Source organism: Microvirga antarctica, from assembly GCF_017921815.1.
Lineage (GTDB): Bacteria > Pseudomonadota > Alphaproteobacteria > Rhizobiales > Beijerinckiaceae > Microvirga > Microvirga antarctica.
In genome coordinates this window covers 101,622-120,492 of sequence record NZ_JAGEMM010000007.1, presented here as the reverse complement: position 1 = coordinate 120,492, position 18,871 = coordinate 101,622, and the positions used below count along the sequence as shown (strand labels likewise).

Annotated in this window: 17 protein-coding genes; 12 read left to right on the top strand and 5 right to left on the bottom strand. The window is 64.6% G+C overall.

The window, feature by feature from the left end; all coding sequences use genetic code 11:
• The first annotated feature begins 6 nt into the window (after positions 1-6).
• Both J4G32_RS18575 and J4G32_RS18570 read left to right on the top strand, forming a co-directional pair.
• Positions 7-495, top strand: coding sequence for a DinB family protein (locus J4G32_RS18575; protein WP_246505286.1), 489 nt, complete (start codon positions 7-9; stop codon positions 493-495).
• Between the two features lie 89 nt (positions 496-584).
• Positions 585-1,229: a 2-hydroxychromene-2-carboxylate isomerase gene (locus J4G32_RS18570; RefSeq protein ID WP_210497043.1), complete on the top strand. Its 645-nt coding sequence runs from the start codon at positions 585-587 to the stop codon at positions 1,227-1,229.
• A 9-nt stretch (positions 1,230-1,238) separates the two neighbouring features.
• On the opposite strand, the gene J4G32_RS18565 is transcribed toward J4G32_RS18570, so the two are convergent.
• Both J4G32_RS18565 and J4G32_RS18560 read right to left on the bottom strand, forming a co-directional pair.
• The gene (locus J4G32_RS18565) at positions 1,239-4,748 is read right to left on the bottom strand and encodes a PAS domain-containing hybrid sensor histidine kinase/response regulator (RefSeq protein ID WP_210497042.1); all 3,510 of its coding nucleotides are present in this window, start codon (positions 4,746-4,748) and stop codon (positions 1,239-1,241) included.
• An 81-nt stretch (positions 4,749-4,829) separates the two neighbouring features.
• A complete protein-coding gene (locus J4G32_RS18560) occupies positions 4,830-5,744 on the bottom strand; it encodes a LysR family transcriptional regulator (protein WP_210497041.1) in 915 nt (304 codons plus the stop codon).
• A gap of 98 nt (positions 5,745-5,842) precedes the next feature.
• Between J4G32_RS18560 and J4G32_RS18555 the strand changes: the two genes are divergently transcribed.
• The 5 genes from J4G32_RS18555 to J4G32_RS18535 all read left to right on the top strand — a co-directional run bounded on the left by J4G32_RS18555 (position 5,843) and on the right by J4G32_RS18535 (position 9,809).
• On the top strand, positions 5,843-6,277 hold the full coding sequence (locus J4G32_RS18555) for a DoxX family protein (protein ID WP_210497040.1): 435 nt from the start codon (positions 5,843-5,845) through the stop codon (positions 6,275-6,277).
• Positions 6,278-6,288: 11 nt separating this feature from the next.
• A complete protein-coding gene (locus J4G32_RS18550; RefSeq protein WP_210497039.1) occupies positions 6,289-6,819 on the top strand; it encodes a VOC family protein in 531 nt (176 codons plus the stop codon).
• 56 nt (positions 6,820-6,875) lie between these two features.
• Entirely contained in the window at positions 6,876-7,310 is a 435-nt protein-coding gene (gene mscL / locus J4G32_RS18545; RefSeq protein WP_210497038.1) for a large conductance mechanosensitive channel protein MscL, read from the top strand.
• A 103-nt stretch (positions 7,311-7,413) separates the two neighbouring features.
• Positions 7,414-8,616: a pyridoxal phosphate-dependent aminotransferase gene (locus tag J4G32_RS18540; protein ID WP_210497037.1), complete on the top strand. Its 1,203-nt coding sequence runs from the start codon at positions 7,414-7,416 to the stop codon at positions 8,614-8,616.
• Between the two features lie 107 nt (positions 8,617-8,723).
• Positions 8,724-9,809 (top strand): AbrB family transcriptional regulator, encoded by a 1,086-nt coding sequence (locus J4G32_RS18535; RefSeq protein ID WP_246505284.1) that lies wholly within the window; start codon positions 8,724-8,726, stop codon positions 9,807-9,809.
• Between the two features lie 26 nt (positions 9,810-9,835).
• Here J4G32_RS18535 and J4G32_RS18530 read toward each other — a convergent pair whose 3' ends face one another.
• Positions 9,836-10,705 carry a MurR/RpiR family transcriptional regulator gene (locus tag J4G32_RS18530; RefSeq protein ID WP_210497036.1) on the bottom strand — a complete coding sequence of 290 codons (870 nt, stop codon included), beginning with the start codon at positions 10,703-10,705 and terminating at the stop codon, positions 9,836-9,838.
• A 148-nt stretch (positions 10,706-10,853) separates the two neighbouring features.
• On the opposite strand from J4G32_RS18530, the gene J4G32_RS18525 reads away from it, so the two are divergent.
• The 5 genes from J4G32_RS18525 to J4G32_RS18505 all read left to right on the top strand — a co-directional run bounded on the left by J4G32_RS18525 (position 10,854) and on the right by J4G32_RS18505 (position 17,313).
• The gene (locus J4G32_RS18525; RefSeq protein ID WP_425515536.1) at positions 10,854-11,615 is read left to right on the top strand and encodes an N-formylglutamate amidohydrolase; all 762 of its coding nucleotides are present in this window, start codon (positions 10,854-10,856) and stop codon (positions 11,613-11,615) included.
• 57 nt (positions 11,616-11,672) lie between these two features.
• Complete coding sequence (locus J4G32_RS18520) at positions 11,673-13,208, top strand: amino acid permease (protein WP_246505280.1); 1,536 nt, start codon at positions 11,673-11,675, stop codon at positions 13,206-13,208.
• Between the two features lie 158 nt (positions 13,209-13,366).
• Entirely contained in the window at positions 13,367-14,737 is a 1,371-nt protein-coding gene (locus tag J4G32_RS18515; protein ID WP_210497034.1) for a glutamine synthetase family protein, read from the top strand.
• Positions 14,738-14,746: 9 nt separating this feature from the next.
• Complete coding sequence (locus J4G32_RS18510; protein ID WP_210497033.1) at positions 14,747-16,141, top strand: aldehyde dehydrogenase family protein; 1,395 nt, start codon at positions 14,747-14,749, stop codon at positions 16,139-16,141.
• Between the two features lie 8 nt (positions 16,142-16,149).
• Positions 16,150-17,313, top strand: coding sequence for an iron-containing alcohol dehydrogenase (locus J4G32_RS18505; RefSeq protein ID WP_425515533.1), 1,164 nt, complete (start codon positions 16,150-16,152; stop codon positions 17,311-17,313).
• A 136-nt stretch (positions 17,314-17,449) separates the two neighbouring features.
• Here J4G32_RS18505 and J4G32_RS18500 read toward each other — a convergent pair whose 3' ends face one another.
• Positions 17,450-18,016: an NADPH-dependent FMN reductase gene (locus J4G32_RS18500; RefSeq protein ID WP_210497031.1), complete on the bottom strand. Its 567-nt coding sequence runs from the start codon at positions 18,014-18,016 to the stop codon at positions 17,450-17,452.
• Positions 18,017-18,098: 82 nt separating this feature from the next.
• A complete protein-coding gene (locus J4G32_RS18495; protein ID WP_210497030.1) occupies positions 18,099-18,764 on the bottom strand; it encodes an HAD family hydrolase in 666 nt (221 codons plus the stop codon).
• Between the last annotated feature and the right edge of the window lie 107 nt (positions 18,765-18,871).

The window sequence follows — 18,871 nt, the reverse complement described above, 5'->3', positions numbered from 1 at the left end:
GTGAGAATGGCTGGCTACAACGCCTGGTGCAACCGTCGGGTCTATGAGGCGGTCGCGCGCCTCAGCGATGCGGAATACCGGGCCGATTGCGGAGCGTTCTTCAAATCGGTGCATGGCACGCTCAACCACCTCATCGCCACCGACCGGATCTGGTTGCGGCGGTTCACCGGGGAAGGGGAAGCGCCGAGCCGGCTCGACGCGATCCTGTTCGAGACCTTCGCGACCCTCGCTCCTGCGCGCGAGGCCGAGGACAGTCGGATCCTGTCCTATGCCAATGGCCTCACCGAGGAGGATCTTGGCCGGCGCTTTCGCTACCGCCGGGTATCGGAACCGGACGAGATCGAGGAACCGCTGGCGCCAACGCTTTTCCATCTCTTCAATCACCAGACGCATCACCGCGGACAGGTCCATGGCCTGCTCACCCATCTGGGACATGGGGCACCGTCGCTCGATCTCATTCAGTTCGTGCGCGAACGGGAGCAGTCACCGTCCTGAAGGCAGCGACCGCCCGGCAAAGTTGAAGAACCGCCTCCGATGGGCCAAAGTGCCCCCGACCCGGCGTCCCAGAGAGGCGATATACGTTCATGTCCCGCACAATCGACTATTACTTCTCCCTCATGAGTCCGTGGGCGTATATAGGCCACGCGCCGTTCATGGACATCGCCAAGCGGCATGACGTCGACGTCAATTTCAAGCCGGTTTTCCTCGGCCGGGTCTTTGCGGAAACGGGCGGCCTGCCGCTGGCCCAGCGCCACCCGGTGCGGCAGCGCTACCGCATGGTCGAACTCCAGCGCTGGCGCGAAAAGCGCGGGCTGACCTTCAACCTGTTGCCGAAGCACTGGCCTTTCGAAGTCAATCTGGCGGACCGGATGATCATCGCCATTGCGGTGGCGGGCAAAGACCCGGACGCGTTTCTGCGCCTTGCATACGCTGCCCTATGGGAGCAGGAGCGCGATCTGGGCGATCCCGCTGTCCTGCAGGCGCTCGCTGACGAGGCAGGGCTCGATGGGGCGTCGATCCGCGAGATTGCCCAAGGCAGCACGGCGGAGGCCTTCTACGCCATCAATCTCGAGAATGCGGTAGGAGGCGACGTTTTCGGATCGCCCGCCTACGTGCTCGAGGGCGAGGTGTTCTGGGGACAGGACCGGCTCGACCTGCTCGATGACGCGCTCGCGTCGCAGCGTCCGCCCTACCGCCCGGACGTCCATCCGCGTCAGAGCGGCCGATAGACCACAGGCTTACTCCGCTGCGGCTTGGGTTGCGCGCCACTGGGTGAGCAGGGCCCGCAGGGCCGCGGGTTTGACGGGCTTGTTGAGCACATGGACGTGCATTGCCGCCGCCGCATCCCGCACCATCGGCGTGCGGTCAGCGGTGACGAGGATCGCCGGCGTCGCGCCCTCTGTTTTCCAGCGCAGGTTCTTGATGAGATCGAGGCCGTCGCCCTCGTCGAGATGATAATCCGCGATGATGACATCCGGCGCGCGCCGGTGAGACCTGATCGTGTCCTGGGCGGTCCCGAGATCCGGCGCGGTCCATACGTCGCAGCCCCAGCCGGTCAGAAGCAGGCGCATGCCTTCAAGAATGGCAGGTTCGTTGTCGACGACGAGGACCCGCAGGCCGAACAGCATGGTGACGGCGCTCTTGGGCGGCTCCGGCGGAAGCGCCGAGGCGGGCAGCGCAGCAACCACAGGCACATCGACCCGGAACACCGATCCGCGCCCTGATTCCGACCGCAAGGTCACCGGGTGGCCGAGGACGCGGCAGATGCGCTCCACGATCGAGAGGCCGAGGCCCACGCCACGCGCAACCTTGGCGCCCTGATCGAGCCGTTGGAACTCCCGGAACACGATGCGCTGCTTCGAGGGCGGGATGCCAAGCCCCGTATCCCAGACCTCGAGAATGAGATGCGTGCCGCGCCGCCGCGTGCCGACGATGACGCGGCCGGCCGGGGTGTATTTAATGGCATTCGACACGAGGTTCTGCAGCAGTCGCCGCAGCAGGCGACGGTCCGATCGGACCGTGAGCGAGGAGGGGACGAACCGAATGTCGAGGCCGCGCGCATGGGCAATGGGATCGAATTCGCGCTGCAACTGGCGAAACAGCTCGTCGATGCGAAAACTCGACCATTGCGGCTTCATGGCGCCGGTATCGAGGCGCGAGATATCCAGCAATGCCGTGAGAATTTCCTCGACGGCGTCGAGGGACGCATCGATGTTTTCGGCCAATGTCGCGTCGCCCGCATCCTTGTCGCGCTCCACGAGCGAGCTGGCATAGAGACGGGCCGCATTGAGCGGTTGCAGAATGTCGTGGCTGGCTGCGGCGAGAAACCGCGTCTTCGAGATGTTGGCGTCGTCAGCCTCGGCCTTGGCGCTTGTCAGCGCTTCATTGAGGCGGGTCAACTGCTCGGTGCGCTCGCGCACCCTCTGCTCGAGCGTCTCGTTCGCGCGGCGGCTTTCCTCTTCGGCCGCAACCGTGTCGGTCACATCCGTGTAGGTGGTGACGAGCCCGCCATCGGGCAATTGGTTGGAGCGGATCTCGATGACCTTTCCGGAGGGGTGCAGCCGCAGGCGCACAGGTTCGAGATCGTGCAGAAAGGAATGAATGCGCGCGGCGACCAGATCCCTCACCGAACCCGGCCCATACGAGCCGCGGCTGGCGTTGAAATGGATGATGCTGTCCATGCCGACACCGACGCGGACAAGGTTGGGCGGCAATTCATACAGGTCGACGAAGGCCTGGTTCCAGGCGAGCAGGCGCAGGTCCCGGTCGAGCACCGTGATGCCCTGGCGGGCGTAGTTGATGGCGTGCTGGAGCAGGTCGCGGCTATGCTGGATCGCCGCCGACGCGTCGTCGAGCAGCCTGAGGGCGGCCTTGGTCGAGACGGTGCGTCGACGCAGAAGCAGCGACAGGGCCAGCCGCGACGAGGCAGTGCCGATGGCGGAGGCGAGAAGGTGCTCCGCATATCGCAGAAGGTGCACGTCCGCCTCGGCGCGGGTATCGAGTGTCTGCCCGCGGCTATGGGCAAAGCCCTCGAACGATCGGTTGGTGCGCTCCTCGCCGAGATAGCGCGCGATGGTGCTGCGCAACTCGTCGACGGTCACGCTCGGGCGAAACAGGCGGAAGGTCGGAGCCACCGACACGTCGTTCTCGCCCACGAAGACATTCGCCTGGATGCGTTCCATCGCGGTCACCGGCCGCCACAGGGAGAAGCCGATATAGCTCAGGATGTTGAGGGTCAGGCTCCAGACAACGCCATGGGTAAGCTGCGGGAGGTCGACGCCGAAAAGGGCGGTGGGCTTGAGGGCGGCAATTCCGAGCGGGCCGGTCACGACCACATCCGACCAGAACACGCCGTCCCAAACCAGGCTCGGAAGCAGGAGGGTGTAGGCCCAGGTCACGAACCCCACCACCAGGCCGACGCTGGCGCCCAGCGCGGTCCCGCGGGTCCAGATCAACCCGCCCAGAAAAGCCGGGGCGATCTGGGCGATAGCCGCAAAAGAGAGGAGCCCGATGGAGGCCAGCGCCGCTTCGCCCGAACCCCGGTAATACGCATAGGCGAGCAGGATCACGACGACGATCGACACGCGCCGTACGCCGATGACGAACCCGCCGAGATCGACGCCCGCAAAGGCCCGCCGCCGCAGAACGATCGGCATCACCAGATGGTTCGAAATCATCACCGCGACAGCGACTGAATCGACAATGACCATGGCGGTCGCGGCCGAGAAGCCGCCGAGAAATGCGATCACGGCGATGACGCCCGCATCGTCGAAAAGCGGCAGGGCGAGCACGGTCATATCCCGGTCGACGGTGCCATCCGGAAAGATCAGAAGGCCGCCCAGGGCGATCGGAATGACGAAGATGTTGATGGCGACCAGATACAGCGGAAACAGCCAGGCCGCCCGCTTCACGTCGTCAATGGACCGGTTCTCGACGACGGTCATGTGGAATTGGCGCGGCAGCAGCAGGGCGGCGCAGCTCGACAGCAGGATCAGCGTGATGAAGCTGCCGAAGCCGGAGGTGCGGTCAAACAGGCTCGCGCTCTCGCCGCGGGCATTGAGCTGCGCGACGATGTCGCCGTAGCCGTCGAACATCACGAAGGTGATGTATCCGCCGACGATGAGGAACGCGACGAGCTTGACGACCGATTCGAGCGAGATCGCCATCATCAGGCCATCCTGGTGCTCGGTCGCGTCGGTGTGGCGCGTGCCGAACGCAACGGCGAACCCAGCCAGAACGAGCGCCACGATGAGAGCCAGATCGCCGATGACCGGGAAGCGCGGCGTCGCCACGCCGGTCGCGGCCGTCAGGAACACATCGAGCGAGGAGGACACCGCTTTCAGTTGAAGGGCGATATAGGGAATCGATCCAATCAGCGCGATCAGGCTGACGATGGCCGCGACCCGTTCGCTCTTGCCATACCGTGCCGCGACGAAATCGGCGATCGACGAGATGTTCTGGGTCTTGGCAACGCGCACCACGCGGGTGATCAGCACGTGACCCAGGCCGATGACGAGGATCGGTCCGATATAGATCGTGAGAAAGTCGAAGCCCGAGCGGCTGGCAAGGCCTACCGAGCCGAAGAACGTCCATGACGTGCAATAGACCGCCAGCGAAAGCGCCGCGATGGTCGACCGGGCAGGCCCCTGAATGAATCGCCGCCCCGCATTGTCGCCCCAATGGGCGACCGCGAAAAGCAGGCAGAGATAGACCAGCGCCGATAAGAAAACCGCCCAGCCGGCGACCATGCCTTGTCCCTTAGCGAAAAGAAGCCGCCAGACTACCGGGTCCAGCACGCGAGCGCCACCGTTGCACAGGACCGGGCTGCGTCACAGCTCACGATCCCAGCCCGGGCTTGCCCCGAAGCGGGCAGCCAGGAAATCGATGATCACCCGGACCTTGGCGGGGGCCTGGCGGCCTGAGGGCATCACCGCGTAGACGCCGAGCTCCGGAATGACCTCGTCGGAAAGCACACGCACGAGGCTTCCACTGCGCAAGCTGTCGCCGACGAGGAAGGTCGGCTGATAGACCAGGCCCTGACCGGCAATGGCTGCGGCCAGGAGGGCGTCCCCGTTATTGGCACGCAGGTTGCCCGACACGGTGACGGCGGCCTCGCCGGCGGATCCGAACAGCCAGCGCGTCGCGCTCAGGATGGTCGGTAAGGTGTAGCCAAGGCAATTGTGGTCGCCCAGTTCCTGGGGCGTCCGGGGCGCGCCGTGCCGTGCGAGATAGGCCGGCGCCGCGCAGATGACGATGCGGCACGGCGCGATTTTGCGCGCGATCAGGCTCGAATCCTGAAGGCGTCCGATCCGGATCGCCAGATCCCAGCCTTCCTCGATCAGGTCGACAAAGCGGTCGGCGAGACCGAGATCCACCGACACCAGAGGATACTGCCGATTGAACTCGGCAAGGGCGGGCGCGATCTCGCGAAAGCCAAAGGTCAGGGGCACGTTCATCCGCAGGACGCCGCGGGGTTCGACGCGGTCGAGGCTGGCAGAGGCTTCCGCCTCCTCGATATCGGCAAGGATTCGCTCGGCTGCTGCAAGAAATGCTCTCCCGCCTTCCGTCAGCACAAGCCGCCGCGTGGAGCGATGCAGAAGCTTGATCCCGAGCCGCGCCTCAAGCGCCGCCACATGCTTCGTCACCATGGTCTGCGAAAGGTTCAGGGCGCGACCAGCCGCCGAGAAGCTGCCCGATGCCGCCACGCGCACGAACACCTGCATGCTGGTGACGCGATCGAGCATGATGATCTCACTCCCCTGGTGTGAGCTGATATTCTATGATCGTGCTTATCGTATTGCTGGTTTGAGATCATATGAAATCTTCATTCCAGGAGACTTTCATGATCGATTCCCGCACGGCCCCCTATGCCGCTCTTATCTTGCGCGTCACCCTCGGCGTCCTCTTCCTGGCCCATGCCGGGCTGAAGATCTTCGTCTTCACCCCTGCCGGCGCCGCCCAGTTTTTCGGCTCGCTCGGCTTGCCGCCCGTGCTGGCCTACCTGACCATGCTGGTGGAAGTGGTCGGCGGCGTGGCGCTGATCGTCGGCTTCCAGACCCGCTGGGTGTCGCTGGCGCTAATCCCGGTGCTCCTGGGCGCCATTGTCACCGTTCACGGTCCAGCCGGCTTCTTCTTTACAAACCCCAAAGGCGGGTGGGAGTATCTGGCTCTGTGGATTGTCGCCCTCGCGGCCCAGGCACTCCTCGGCGATGGCGCGTACGCGGTCGCGTCCGGATCGTCCAAGACTGCGCCCACGCTCAACACCCGTTCCGCCTGAAGGGACATCTCATGGCCTCGCCCGTCGTCTCCCCTGGCTCCTCCGGACATACGGCCGAGCGCCCGATCGATCCCGGCGTCAGGATCGGCCACGTCCACCTCAAGGTGGCCGATCTCGACCGTGCGCTCGCGTTCTATTGCGGCGTTCTCGGTTTCGAGCTGATGCAACGCTATGGCACGCAGGCCGCCTTTGTCTCGGCTGGCGGGTACCACCACCACATCGGCCTCAACACCTGGGAGAGCCAGGGCGGACATCCGCCCGCTCCCGGGACCACCGGCCTGTTCCACATGGCGATTCTCTATCCGACTCGAGCCGCACTCGCGGATGCGCTGCGCCGACTGGCGGAAGCCGGCGTGCCGCTCGACGGCGCAAGCGACCACGGGGTCAGCGAGGCGCTCTATCTGCGGGATCCGGACGGCAACGGCATCGAGCTCTATTGGGATCGTCCTGAGGCCGAGTGGCCCCGCACGCCCGACGGGACGCTGCAGATGTTCACCCAACGGCTCGATCTCCAGAAGCTTCTGGCTGCGCGCGAGGGTTGACGAACGTCGAAACTCGTCCAGCTTAGGAAGATCGCAATGCTGGGAAGGTTGAGACGATGTTGAATGAGTTCAAGCAATTCGCTCTGCGTGGGAACGTGGTGGATCTGGCCATCGGCGTGATCATCGGCGCGGCGTTCGGAAAGATCGTGGACTCCCTCGTCGGGGACATCTTCATGCCCATCATCGGGGCCGTGGTCGGCGGCCTCGATTTCTCCAACTACTTCCTGCCGCTGTCGGACCGTGTCACCGCAACCGGGCTCGAGCAAGCCAAGGCTCAGGGCGCCGTGATCGCCTGGGGTAACTTTGCAACCATCGCGATCAACTTCATCATCATCGCCTGGGTGCTCTTCCTCGTGGTGAAAGCCATGAACCGCATGAAGAGGAAAGAGGACGCGAAGGCCGGCACCGCCGACAAGGATCCTGAGATCGCGCCCGATGTGAAGCTTCTGACCGAAATCCGCGATCTTCTCAAAGCGGGTCACACCATCTGAATCATGACCGCCACAGATCGATAGCGTCGGTTTTTTTGATAGGTTTCCGGACGGCACTTGGCTTAAACAGCCATCACCTTGTGCCTGTCCGGGAAACTCTCCGATGAACGTCAACGCGCCGATCTCCGAACCATTCGCCCTGCGCCGCGAGGCGGAGCATGCGCCGACCAGCGGCATTGTCGACGTCTTCAACTATGCCCGCAACCGCGAGGGCTTGATCCCGCTGTGGGTCGGCGAGGGGGATCTGGCGACACCGTCGTTCATCAGCGATGCGGCCGCCAGGTCTCTCGCCGAGGGCGAGACGTTTTATACCTATCAGCGCGGCATCCCGGAATTGCGTCAGGCGCTGGCGCGGTATGACGCGAAGGTCTATGGCAGGCCTTCAGATCCCGAGCGGTTCTTTGTGACGTCTGGCGGCATGCCCGCCGCGCAGATCGCCATCCGCATCGTCGCGGGAACCGGCGACGAGGTGCTGATCCCGACGCCCGCCTGGCCGAATTTCGCCGGCGCCATCACCGTGTCGGGAGCCACGCCCGTGGGCGTGCCGATGACGTTCGGCCCGTCCGGCTGGACTCTGGATGTCGAGCGGCTCGAACACGCGATCACGCCGCGCACGCGCGCGATCGTCATCAACTCCCCGGCCAACCCGACGGGCTGGACCGCAAGCCACGCGGACCTCAGCGCCGTTCTCGAGATCGCCCGCCGCCATGGCGTGTGGATCATCGCGGACGAGATCTACAGCCGCTTCGTCTACGATCCGGCCCTGACGGTGGATGGACGCACGCCGTCCTTCAAGGACGTGATGGCACCGGACGACCGGGTGATCTTCGTCCAGACCTTCTCCAAGAACTGGGCCATGACGGGCTGGCGCCTGGGCTGGCTCGAAGCGCCGCCAGCCCTTGGGCAGGTGATCGAAAATCTCGTCCAATACCAGAGCTCGGGAACGCCCGTCTTCGTCCAGCGCGGCGGCGTGGCAGCCCTCGAACAGGGCGAGGATTTCGTCGCGCTGCAGATCGCGCGGGCGCGGCAAGGGCGCGATATCGTCGGCCGGCTCACCGAGACGGGGGTCGTCGACCTTCCCCCGCCGAGCGGCGCGTTCTACGCCTTCTTCCGGGTGCGCGGCGGACGCAGTTCGCAGGATATCGCGATCCGCCTGATCGACGACGCCAATGTCGGGCTCGCGCCCGGTTCGGCCTTCGGCCCCGGTGGCGAGGGCTACCTGCGTCTCTGCTATGCCCGTCATCCCAGCACACTGGAAGAGGCGGTCCGTCGGATCAGCGCGGCCCTTCCCGGGTTGACCGCCTGAACCTTGGGATGGGTCGCGCATGGCACCGGCGCGCTCGGCGCATTTGACCCGGCGCGCGCGGGCGTCCAATGAGCGCGAGCGGACAATCCCGCTCCGCATTTTTGTGAATGATGCGCGATCTCTTTGCTCACGCCGTCCAGATCCTGATCGCCGGCCTCGGCGGCCTGGCTTTCCACAGCCTTGGCATCCCGGCGGCGTGGCTGTCAGGCGCCGCACTGGCGGTCATCCTGTGGGGACTCACCGGGTGGGCGGTGCGGATGCCTCGGGCGCTCACCGACCTCGCCATGCTGGTGTCGGGCGCCACGATGGGGGCGGCGGTGACGCCTGCAGCGCTGGACGCGATCGCGCGCTATCCTGCCAGCCTTGCCCTCCTGGTGGTGGCTGTCCTGATGATTTCGGCAGGCTCCGCGTACGCGCTCATACGCCTCTCCGGCTGGCGCAAGGACGATGCCGTGCTGGCATCCGTGCCGGGGGCGCTCTCGACCGTTCTGGCGGTCGCTGCCGATCGCAATGCGGCGGTCGGCCAGGTGGCCATCGTGCAGAATATGCGGCTGTTCGCCCTGATCGCGCTGTTGCCCAGTGCCATCGTAATGTCCGGCAGCGTCACCGATTCGGGCGTTCTGCTCGGCGAGGGTCTGCCGATCGGCAGTCCGACCTCCCTTTGCATCGTGCTGCTGGGTGGGCTCGCGGTCGGCACCATCCTCGCGCGGCTGCGGATCGCGGCGCCGATCCTGCTCGGCGCGACACTGGTCAGCACGGTCGGTCATGCGACGGATTTCGTGACCGGGGTGATTCCCCCGGTCATCGCCACCGGCGGCCTGATCCTGATCGGGATGTTCGTGGCCGAACGTTTTCGCGACCTCGATCCGAAAACCATCCGGCCGACCCTGCTGGCCGGCCTGACCTCGTTCGTCATCGGGATGGCGATTGCGTCGGTCTTCGCGGTGTTGGCGGCCTGGGTCTCCGGGGTCACGTTTGCCGACAGCCTTGTGGCCTTCGCGCCGGGCGGGTTGGAGGCCATGACGGTGCTGGCCCTCGTCCTCGGGCTCGATCCACTCTATGTGGGCGTTCATCACTTCGTGCGCTTCATCGGAATCGCGCTGACCATCCCGTTCGTGATCGCCTGGCTGCAGCGGAATGATCCCCCCGGCAGCAATCCGGATGTGGTCGACAAGAGCGCCCTCAAGCCATAGACGCCCGGGCGCAGCCCGGCATTGCCTCAGACTTCATCGCGCAGCCGCTCGATGGCCTCCATGCGCGGCTTGGCACTCGCCCAGAGACGTTTGGTGACGGTGGCGATCAGGGCCTCGGTCAGGAGCAGGAGGCCGGCTGCCGAATCCCAGTTCGAGGGTGCGCTCACATGGGCCGGGAGAACATGGCGGGCGACCCGGGCAATCGGTGACAGCCAGGGGTCGGTGATGAGGATCACGGTCGCGCCCTGCCGGGACGCGGTCTCGCACAAGGCGATCACATCCTCCTGATAGCGCCTGATGTCGTAGGCCACGACGACATCCCGGCGGCCGATCTCGATCATGCGATCCCGCCACAGGGCGGGTTGGCCGTCCAGGACATCCACATGCGGGCGCAGGATGCGAAAATGGCTTTCGGCATAGCGGGCAAAAGCTGCCGTGAACCGCCCGCCCGTGAAGTGAAGATGTCGGGCAGGCTCGCTCAGGAGCGTTGCAACCGCCTCGAATTCAGCGGGCGCGATCGCCTCGGCCGTGGACCGGAGATTCGTCGCGATCGCCTTTGCAAAGGACGACAGGGCCGCCGCGGTATCGGTCCTTTCCGCCGGCCGTGCCTTGGCCAGCGGCGACAGCAACTGCGCTTCCAGTTCACCGTGAAGGTGCTTCTGGAAATCGGGGAAGCCCGAAAAGCCCAGGCGCGTCACGAATCGCAGCACGGACGGTGCCGAGATGCCGGCGCGGGCTGCGAAGGCCGCAACCGTGCCGAGCCCGGCAAACGGATAGTGGCTCAGCAACAGTCGCGCCGCCCGTTTCTCGGTCGGCGTAAAGGTTTGAATCGTGTTGCGGATGCGGTCCGCGAGGCTCGCGGATTCGCTCGGCGGCTTTCCCATCCTGGTGCTCATCGGCGGTCTGTCCACAGGCGTCCTTGACTGATACGAAATACTGTATCAAAAATTACAGAATAAGAAAAACAAGAACTTACGGAACGGACGATCAACGCATTTCGAGGGCTCCATGGGGGACGGCAGGTCGCAGATACCGTTGGCAGGACTGTTGGACCAATCCGGGCAGGCTGCGTCGGGTGTGGCGCGGGTGGAAAATCCCGACGGCTTGGCGCCGATCCTGCTGATCTGCGAACATGCGTCGAACGCCATTCCGTTTCGCTACCGGGAGCTTGGTCTCGGACCGGCGGAACGCGACAGCCACATCGCCTGGGATCCCGGTGCCTTGGCCGTTGCCCGGCAGGTGTCTCATCTCCTCGACGCGCCGCTGGTCTACGCCACGGTGTCCCGGCTGGTCATCGATCTCAATCGCGATCCCGACGCACCGGACTCAATACCGGCAATGAGCGAGCGAACGATCGTTCCGGGCAACGTCGATCTCGACGCGGACGAGCGGGCGTTCCGTGTGCGGAATGTCTACGACCCCTTCCACCGCGCCGTCGACGCGGTGGTGGCGGCGCGCGGCACCGCCGGCGGGTTTTCGGCCATCGTCTCGGTCCACTCCTTCACCCCTGTCTATCGCGACGTTCCGCGCCCCTGGCACATCGGCTTGATCTTCGATGGCGATGCGCGCTACGCCAAGGCGGTCGCGGCGGGCCTGCAGCGCGATCCCGCGCTCACCATCGGCATGAACGAACCCTATTCACCGGCCGACCGTGTTTTTCACACGCTGGAGCGGCACGCAGAGAGGCGCGGCTTGGCCCCTCTGATGATCGAAATCCGCAATGACCTGATCCGCACGGAAGACGGACAGGCGTCGTGGGCCAATCGTCTTGCACCCCTGTTGAGGGACGGGATGCAGGCGCTGTGACAGCCGCCATGGCGCAGACCGTGCCGTGGCCCGTGATCAGAGTTCTTGGAGGATCTCATGTCGACTAAAATGGAAGACAGCGGCGCTCACGCGGCGCCTGCCTCGGCACAGGGGGCTGCGGGCATCACTTACACAACCGTGGACGATGCGTATTTCGAAGCGCGCCAGCTCCGCCGCTACGCACGGGTCTGGTCGCTCTGGGCACTCGGCGTCGGCGCGGTCATCTCGGGGCATTATTCTGGCTGGAATCTCGGCCTGTCGCAGGGCTTCGGCTCGATGTTCTTCGCGACCATCGTGATTGCCATCATGTATCTGGGGCTCACATTCTCGCTTGCCGAAATGTCGCCTGCGCTCCCGCATACGGGCGGCGCCTATTCCTTCGCCCGAACCTCGATGGGCCCCTGGGCGGGCTACATCACCGGGATCGCCGAGAACATCGAATTCGTGCTGACGCCGGCCGTGATCGTGTTCTTCATCGGCTCCTACCTGACCGGCATCTTCGGCACCGATCCGAGCTTCCAGCCGGTTTACTGGATCATCTGCTACGGGCTCTTCGTGTGGCTCAACATCGTCGGCGTCGAATTGTCCTTCAAGGTCACGGTGATCGTCACCATTCTGGCGCTCGCCTGTCTGGTGGTGTTCTACCTGTCGGTGATCTTCTCGGGTAAGTTCGATTTCTCGCGATGGGCGCTCAACATGGGCCCTGGCGGCGTCGAATTGCCCAATGGCGGCGGACCCTTCCTGCCGTTTGGCATCGAGGGGATCTTCAAAACGCTTCCCTTCGCCGTCTGGCTCTTCCTCGCCATCGAGCAACTGCCCCTGGCAGCCGAGGAATCCCACGACCCGCAGCGCGACATGCCCCGCGGCATCATCGCCGGCATCCTCACCCTGATCGCCTCCGCGTTTTTGGTGATCTTTCTCAATACCGGCATCGAGGCCGGCGCGGTGGGTTATGCCAAATCCACCGAGCCCCTGCTCGACGGCTTCCGCGCCCTGTTCGGGTCAGACATCGCCAAGATTCTCGCGGCGGTGGCGGTGATCGGGCTGATCGCCTCGTTTCACACGATCATCTTCGCCTATGGGCGCCAGATCTATTCCCTGTCACGGGCGGGCTATTTCCCGGCCTTCCTGTCGGTGACCCACGGCACACGCAAATCGCCCCACGTCGCCCTCATCGCGGGGGCCGTTCTCGGTCTTGCGGTGATGATGACCATCTGGTTCTCGTTCGGGGCGGATGCGGGCGGGGCGGCGATCGGCGGGACGCTGCTGAACATGGCGGTGGCGGGCGCCATGCTGGCCTATTTCATGCAGGGCATGTCGTATATCGTGCTGAAGAAGAAATTCGCCCATCTGCATCGCCCCTATGTCAGCCCGTTCGGCATCGCGGGGGCGGCGATCTGCATGATCATCGCCGCCGTCACCCTGTATTTCCAGTTGACCGACGCGGTCTTCCGGGCAGGCGTCTTCTGGGTTGTGATCTATTATGGGATCATGATGGCGTATTTCCTGCTCTGGGGACGGCACAAGCTGATCCTGTCGCCTGAAGAAGAGTTTGCGCTCACCAAGGGCGAGGCCGAATATAAGAGCCACTGAGCCCGAGCGCGGAGGCGAGACACGTTTTCGTCCTTCGACCTGGCGATGTGGTTGCATACGAAGAGACCTGCCGGCGTTCAGCGATGCCGGCGGGCCGTTCCACCCGAACCCGGAGCGCGCCAGACGCGCTTGCCATTTCACTTGCGTCAGGTCCCCGCATGACCCACCCCATCATCAAAACAGCCGCCGATGCGGCAGCCTATGTCAGAGGCCGCGATCTTCCCTTCGTGAAAATCGGCATCGTCGACGTGGACGGAATCATGCGCGGCAAATACATGGCGCGCGACAAATTCGAATCGGCGCTCTCCGGCGGCTTCGGCATGTGCGACGTCGTGCTGGGCTGGGATTCCAACGACCAGCTCTACGACAACGCCACGTTGACCGGTTGGCACACCGCTTATCCGGACGCGCCCGCGCGCATCCTGCCAGAAACCATGCGGCTGATTCCGTTCGAGAACGACCTGCCGTTCTTCCTCGCCGAATTCGACGGCTATGCGGAGGCTGCCTGTCCCCGCGGTGTGCTCAGGCGCGTGTTGAAAAAGGCCGAGACGATGGGCTTTGCGGTATCGGCCGCGGCCGAATTCGAGTTCTTCGTGTTCGACGAGACACCGCATTCCATCCGCGAAAAAAACTACCGCAATCTCAAACCGATCACGCCCGGCTATTTCGGCTATTCGGTGCTGCGCTCCGGCGTCCATTCCGATTTCTATCATGAGCTTCTCGATCTCGGTCACAAGATGGATTTCGAAATCGAGGGCCTGCACACCGAGACCGGTCCGGGCGTTCTTGAGGCCGCCATCCGGGTCGACGATGCCTTGCGTGCAGCCGACAAGGCGGCGCTGTTCAAGACGTTCACGAAAATCCTGGCGCAACGGCGCGGTTGGATGGCGACCTTCATGGCCAAGTGGTCCAACGACTGGCCGGGGCAGTCAGGCCATCTGCATACCTCGCTGCGCGACATCAAGACCGGCAAGGGCGCGTTCTACGATCCGGCAGCACCGCATCAAATGTCGGACACGATGCGCTGGTTCGTGGGCGGCCAGCAGCAGCTCATGCCCGAGATGCTCGCCATGGTGGCCTGTACGGTCAACAGCTACACCCGCCTCATTCCGGGCTTCTGGGCGCCGACCGATTCCGCCTGGGGAGTCGAGAACCGCACGACGGCGCTTCGCGTCATTCCCGGCTCAGAGAAGTCGCAGCGCGTCGAATACCGGGTCGCGGCCGCCGATATCAATCCCTACATCGCCCTGGCGGCCGCCATCGGGTCGGGCCTGTGGGGCATCGAGAACCGGATCGAGCCGGGCGATCCTATCGCGGGCAATGCCTATGCGGTCAAGCATCCGCCCGAGCGCGCGCTGCCGCGCTCCCTGGGGGAGGCGGCGGCGCGATTGAAGGCGTCCGGCCCGGCCCGCAGCCTGTTCGGCGAAACCTTCGTCGACCACTACGTGGCAACCCGCGAGTGGGAGGAGCGCGAAGCCCGCAAAGCCATTACGGATTGGCAGCTCGCGCGTTATTTCGAGATCATTTAAAGCATCATCATGGCTGACACCGATATCGTCTGTATTTCCCCCATCAACGGCCGCGAACTGGCGCGCCGGTCGCTCCCGTCGGAGGCCGCCATTGCGGCGGCGTTCGAGGCCGCGCGCGTGGCCCAGCGGGCGTGGCGTTCCGTCGCGATCGCAGAGCGCGAAACCCGCGTGGCGGCGTTTCTCGATGCGCTTCTGGCCATGAACCAGGAGGTTGTTCCGGAAATCGCCCAGCAGATGGGGCGTCCTGTCCGCTACGGCGGCGAGTTCGGCGGCGTCGAGGAACGGGCGCGCCATATGATGAGCATCGCGGCCGACAGCCTGGGGCCGATCCCGGCTGCCAATCCGAAGGCGGGTTTCCGGCGCATGATCAAGCGCGAGCCGGTGGGCGTCGTGCTGGTGATCGCGCCCTGGAACTATCCCTATCTCACGGCCATCAACACCATCGTGCCGGCGCTGATGGCCGGAAACGCGGTGCTGCTCAAGCACGCCTCGCAGACCCTGCTCGCCGGGGACCGGTTTCAACTGGCGGCCGATCGGGCCGGTCTGCCCAAGGGCCTGTTCCAGAACCTCGTCCTCAGCCACGACCAGACCAGTCGCCTGCTCGGCGCGGGGCTGGTCGATCATTGCAACTTCACCGGTTCCGTTGCGGGCGGGCGCGCCATCGAGCGGGCTGCGGCCGGGACCTTCACGACGCTGGGTCTCGAACTGGGCGGCAAGGACCCCGCCTATGTCCGGCACGATGCCAATCTCCAGCACGCCATCGCCAATCTTGTCGATGGTGCCTTCTTCAATTCCGGCCAATGCTGCTGCGGCATCGAGCGCATCTACGTGCATGAAAGCCATTATGACCGCTTTGTCGAAGGTGCCGTGGCGCTCGTGAACACCTATGTGCTCGGCAATCCCCTCGACGAGTCGACGACCCTCGGTCCGATGGCCCACAAGCGGTTCGCCGATCTCGTGCGGCGGCAGAACGAAGAGGCGGTCGCGAAGGGCGCGACAGCCCATATCGACGCCACGCGCTTCCCCGCCGACAAAGGTGACACGGCCTATCTCGCGCCGCAGGTGCTGACCGGCGTCGATCACGGCATGAGCGTGATGCGCGATGAGAGCTTCGGTCCGACGGTCGGCATCATGAGGGTCGCGGGCGACGAAGACGCGATCCGGCTCATGAACGATTCTCCCTATGGCCTCTCGGCCGCCATCTGGACCTCCGACGTGGATGCGGCCGAGTCGATCGGCGATCGCCTCGAGACCGGCACGGTGTTCATGAACCGCTGCGACTATCTCGATCCGGCCCTTGCCTGGACCGGCGTCAAGGATACCGGGCGGGGCGCAAGCCTTTCGGCGCTCGCCTATGAGTCCCTGACCCGTCCGAAATCCTTCCACCTGCGCCAAGACGTTTGAGTGTGATGATGACCGCTTCCCCGCGTGCCAACTGGAACTACCCAAACCCCATCCGCTTCGGCGCCGGCCGGATCTCGGAGCTGGCGGACGCCTGTCGGGCGGTCGGCCTTTCGGCTCCGCTCATCGTGACGGACCCGTTCCTCGCCACCCAGCCGATGACCAAGGCCGCGCTCGCGCAGCTCGTCGCGGCCGGCCTGAAAGCCGCCTTGTTCTCGGACATCAAGCCGAACCCGGTCGAGACCAACATCTATCGCGGGCTCGTCGCCCTGAAGGCCGGCGGACATGACGGTGTCGTGGCGTTCGGTGGCGGCTCGGCGCTCGATGCCGGCAAGGTTATCGCCTTCATGGCCGGGCAGACCCGCCCCATGTGGGATTTCGAAGATGTGGGCGACTGGTGGACCAGAGCTGATCCGAACGGGATTCTCCCCATCATCGCCGTACCGACGACAGCGGGCACCGGCGCGGAGGTCGGCCGTGCGGGCGTGATCACGCAAGAGGCCACCCACACCAAGAAGGTGATCTTCCATCCCCTGATGATGCCGAAGATCACGATCTGCGATCCCGAGCTGACGGTCGGCATGCCGCCGCATATCACGGCCGGAACCGGCCTTGATGCGCTGGCCCATTGCATCGAGGCTTATTGCGCGCCCGGCTATCACCCGATGGCGGACGGCATCGCGGTGGAGGGGATCCGCCTCGTGAAGGAGTATCTGCCGCGCGCCTTCAAGGACGGCGCCGATCTGGAAGCGCGCGCCAACATGATGTCGGCCGCCGCCATGGGCGCCACGGCGTTCCAGAAGGGGCTTGGGGCCATTCACGCCCTCTCGCATCCTCTCGGGGCGCTCTACGACACGCATCACGGGCTGACCAATGCGGTCTTCATGCCGTACGTGCTGGTCTATAACCGGGAGGTCATCACGCCAAAGATCGAACGGCTGGCGGCCTATCTGGGCCTTGAGGCGACCTTCCCGGCGTTTCTGGAATGGGTCCTGACCCTGCGCAAGGATCTGGGCGTCCCGCATACGCTGGCGGGGCTCAAGGTGGATGCTGCACGATTCGACGAGATGTCGACCATGGCGCCGAACGATCCGACCGCCGGCGGCAATCCGGTGCCGATCGACAAGGGGAGCGCACGCAAGCTCTACGAGGTCGCACTGGCCGGAAAGCTCTGAGGATTCGCCCTCGAGCGGTTGTGGGCGTTGTGCATGCCTGTTCACCTGCACAACGCGTCACCTGACAAACACCTTCAGGATAAGGTATCCGGACGCACCGCCGAGATCCGCGCCGATGCGTCCGGGGATTGGACTATCAGCCCCGCATCGGCTTCAGGGCCGCGGCCCAGCGATGGATCTCGTCGAGCATGGGCTTGACGGACGCAAGGATCAGGTCGTTCGGCTTGAAGGTCTTGGCTTCATCGATGAAGGTCGGATAGTTGGGGATGGACACGCCCTCCGTCACGGGCATCACCTTGACGGTCGTGACGATCTGCTTGGCCATCTGAACGGCGCGCAGCCCGCCGGAGACGCCGCCGTAGCTGACGAAGCCCGCTGCCTTGTAGTTCCATTCCGTAAAGACGAAATCCAATGCGTTGATGAGCGAGGGTGGCGGGGCGTAATTGTATTCCGGTGTGACAAACACATAGGCGTCAGCCGCCTTCACACTCTCGCTCCACGCCTTGGTGTGCGCATGCTCGTACTTCTGCAGCCGCGGATGGAACGGCTCGTCGTAGACCGGGAGATTGAAATCCGCCAGGTCGACCAGCGTGGCGTCGAACTGGCCGTGTTCCTTGGCCAGATCATTGAACCATTTCCCGATAATGGGACCGGCCCGTCCGGGGCGGGTGCTGCAGATGATGGTGTGAAGCTTGAGAGCCATTGAGAATCCTGTTGGCTGTGTGAGACATCGAATGGCAACAGGATAACCCGCATGCCGCCGCACCGCCACCGGCAAGCCATGTTCATCCAGAAGGGGAGAAGCGTGTGCGTAGCAACCCCCACAGGGCGGCGTCCTGAAAATTCGGGATCGTGACATCGGCCCCGGCCGCCAGCATGTCCTGTTCGGTCAATCCGGTGAGCACGCCAAACGAGAACAGTCCTGCACTCTTGGCGGCCTTCATGCCCGAGGGCGAATCCTCGAAAGCCACCGCCTCGGCGGCCGTAAGCCCGAGCCGATCCAGCGCCGTGAGGTAGGGGAGGGGATCGGGCTTGCCGCGGCTCACATCGTCCCGCGTCACTTTCACGGCAAACCGTGCGGTCAGCCCCATCACATCGAGCATGTACGTGGCGTTGAGCATCGGCGCGTTGGTGACCAGCGCGATGCCGATGGCGCTGCGGTCGGCCCAGTCGAGCAGGTCGAGGAGGCCGTCGAGAGGCTGAAGATCCGATGCCAGCCGACGGAACGCCGCCTCCTTCCGGTCGGCAAGCGCTTCATGATCGGCGACGGAACTGTCGGGCAGCAATGTTGAAAAGATCGACTCGTTGGTATGTCCGATGATCGACCGGCGATAGACCGCGTCGTCGATGACGACACCTTCCGGCCCCAAAACCTCCGCGAACGCGCGCAGATGGACCGGATCGCTGTGGACGAGCGTTCCGTCCATATCGAAAATCAGGGCTTTCAGCATGAGCGACTCTCGTCCAGACCGGTCATCGACCTCGATGGGTCATCGGCATGTGCCCTCGGGCAGGTGGATTTCACCCGCGTACCTACAGATAATCGGCCCGCCGATAA

Excerpts from the sequence above, each read along its gene's own strand:
- J4G32_RS18510 (WP_210497033.1), top strand. The coding sequence starts at position 14,747 with ATGGCTGACACCGATATCGTCTGTATTTCCCCCATCAACGGCCGCGAA.
- J4G32_RS18535 (WP_246505284.1), top strand. The coding sequence starts at position 8,724 with ATGATGCGCGATCTCTTTGCTCACGCCGTCCAGATCCTGATCGCCGGC.
- J4G32_RS18570 (WP_210497043.1), top strand. The coding sequence starts at position 585 with ATGTCCCGCACAATCGACTATTACTTCTCCCTCATGAGTCCGTGGGCG.
- J4G32_RS18495 (WP_210497030.1), bottom strand. The coding sequence starts at position 18,764 with ATGCTGAAAGCCCTGATTTTCGATATGGACGGAACGCTCGTCCACAGC.
- J4G32_RS18575 (WP_246505286.1), top strand. The coding sequence starts at position 7 with ATGGCTGGCTACAACGCCTGGTGCAACCGTCGGGTCTATGAGGCGGTC.
- J4G32_RS18550 (WP_210497039.1), top strand. The coding sequence starts at position 6,289 with ATGGCCTCGCCCGTCGTCTCCCCTGGCTCCTCCGGACATACGGCCGAG.
- J4G32_RS18530 (WP_210497036.1), bottom strand. The coding sequence starts at position 10,705 with ATGAGCACCAGGATGGGAAAGCCGCCGAGCGAATCCGCGAGCCTCGCG.
- J4G32_RS18540 (WP_210497037.1), top strand. The coding sequence starts at position 7,414 with ATGAACGTCAACGCGCCGATCTCCGAACCATTCGCCCTGCGCCGCGAG.
- J4G32_RS18565 (WP_210497042.1), bottom strand. The coding sequence starts at position 4,748 with ATGGTCGCCGGCTGGGCGGTTTTCTTATCGGCGCTGGTCTATCTCTGC.
- mscL (WP_210497038.1), top strand. The coding sequence starts at position 6,876 with ATGTTGAATGAGTTCAAGCAATTCGCTCTGCGTGGGAACGTGGTGGAT.
- J4G32_RS18520 (WP_246505280.1), top strand. The coding sequence starts at position 11,673 with ATGTCGACTAAAATGGAAGACAGCGGCGCTCACGCGGCGCCTGCCTCG.
- J4G32_RS18555 (WP_210497040.1), top strand. The coding sequence starts at position 5,843 with ATGATCGATTCCCGCACGGCCCCCTATGCCGCTCTTATCTTGCGCGTC.
- J4G32_RS18505 (WP_425515533.1), top strand. The coding sequence starts at position 16,150 with ATGACCGCTTCCCCGCGTGCCAACTGGAACTACCCAAACCCCATCCGC.
- J4G32_RS18500 (WP_210497031.1), bottom strand. The coding sequence starts at position 18,016 with ATGGCTCTCAAGCTTCACACCATCATCTGCAGCACCCGCCCCGGACGG.
- J4G32_RS18560 (WP_210497041.1), bottom strand. The coding sequence starts at position 5,744 with ATGCTCGATCGCGTCACCAGCATGCAGGTGTTCGTGCGCGTGGCGGCA.
- J4G32_RS18515 (WP_210497034.1), top strand. The coding sequence starts at position 13,367 with ATGACCCACCCCATCATCAAAACAGCCGCCGATGCGGCAGCCTATGTC.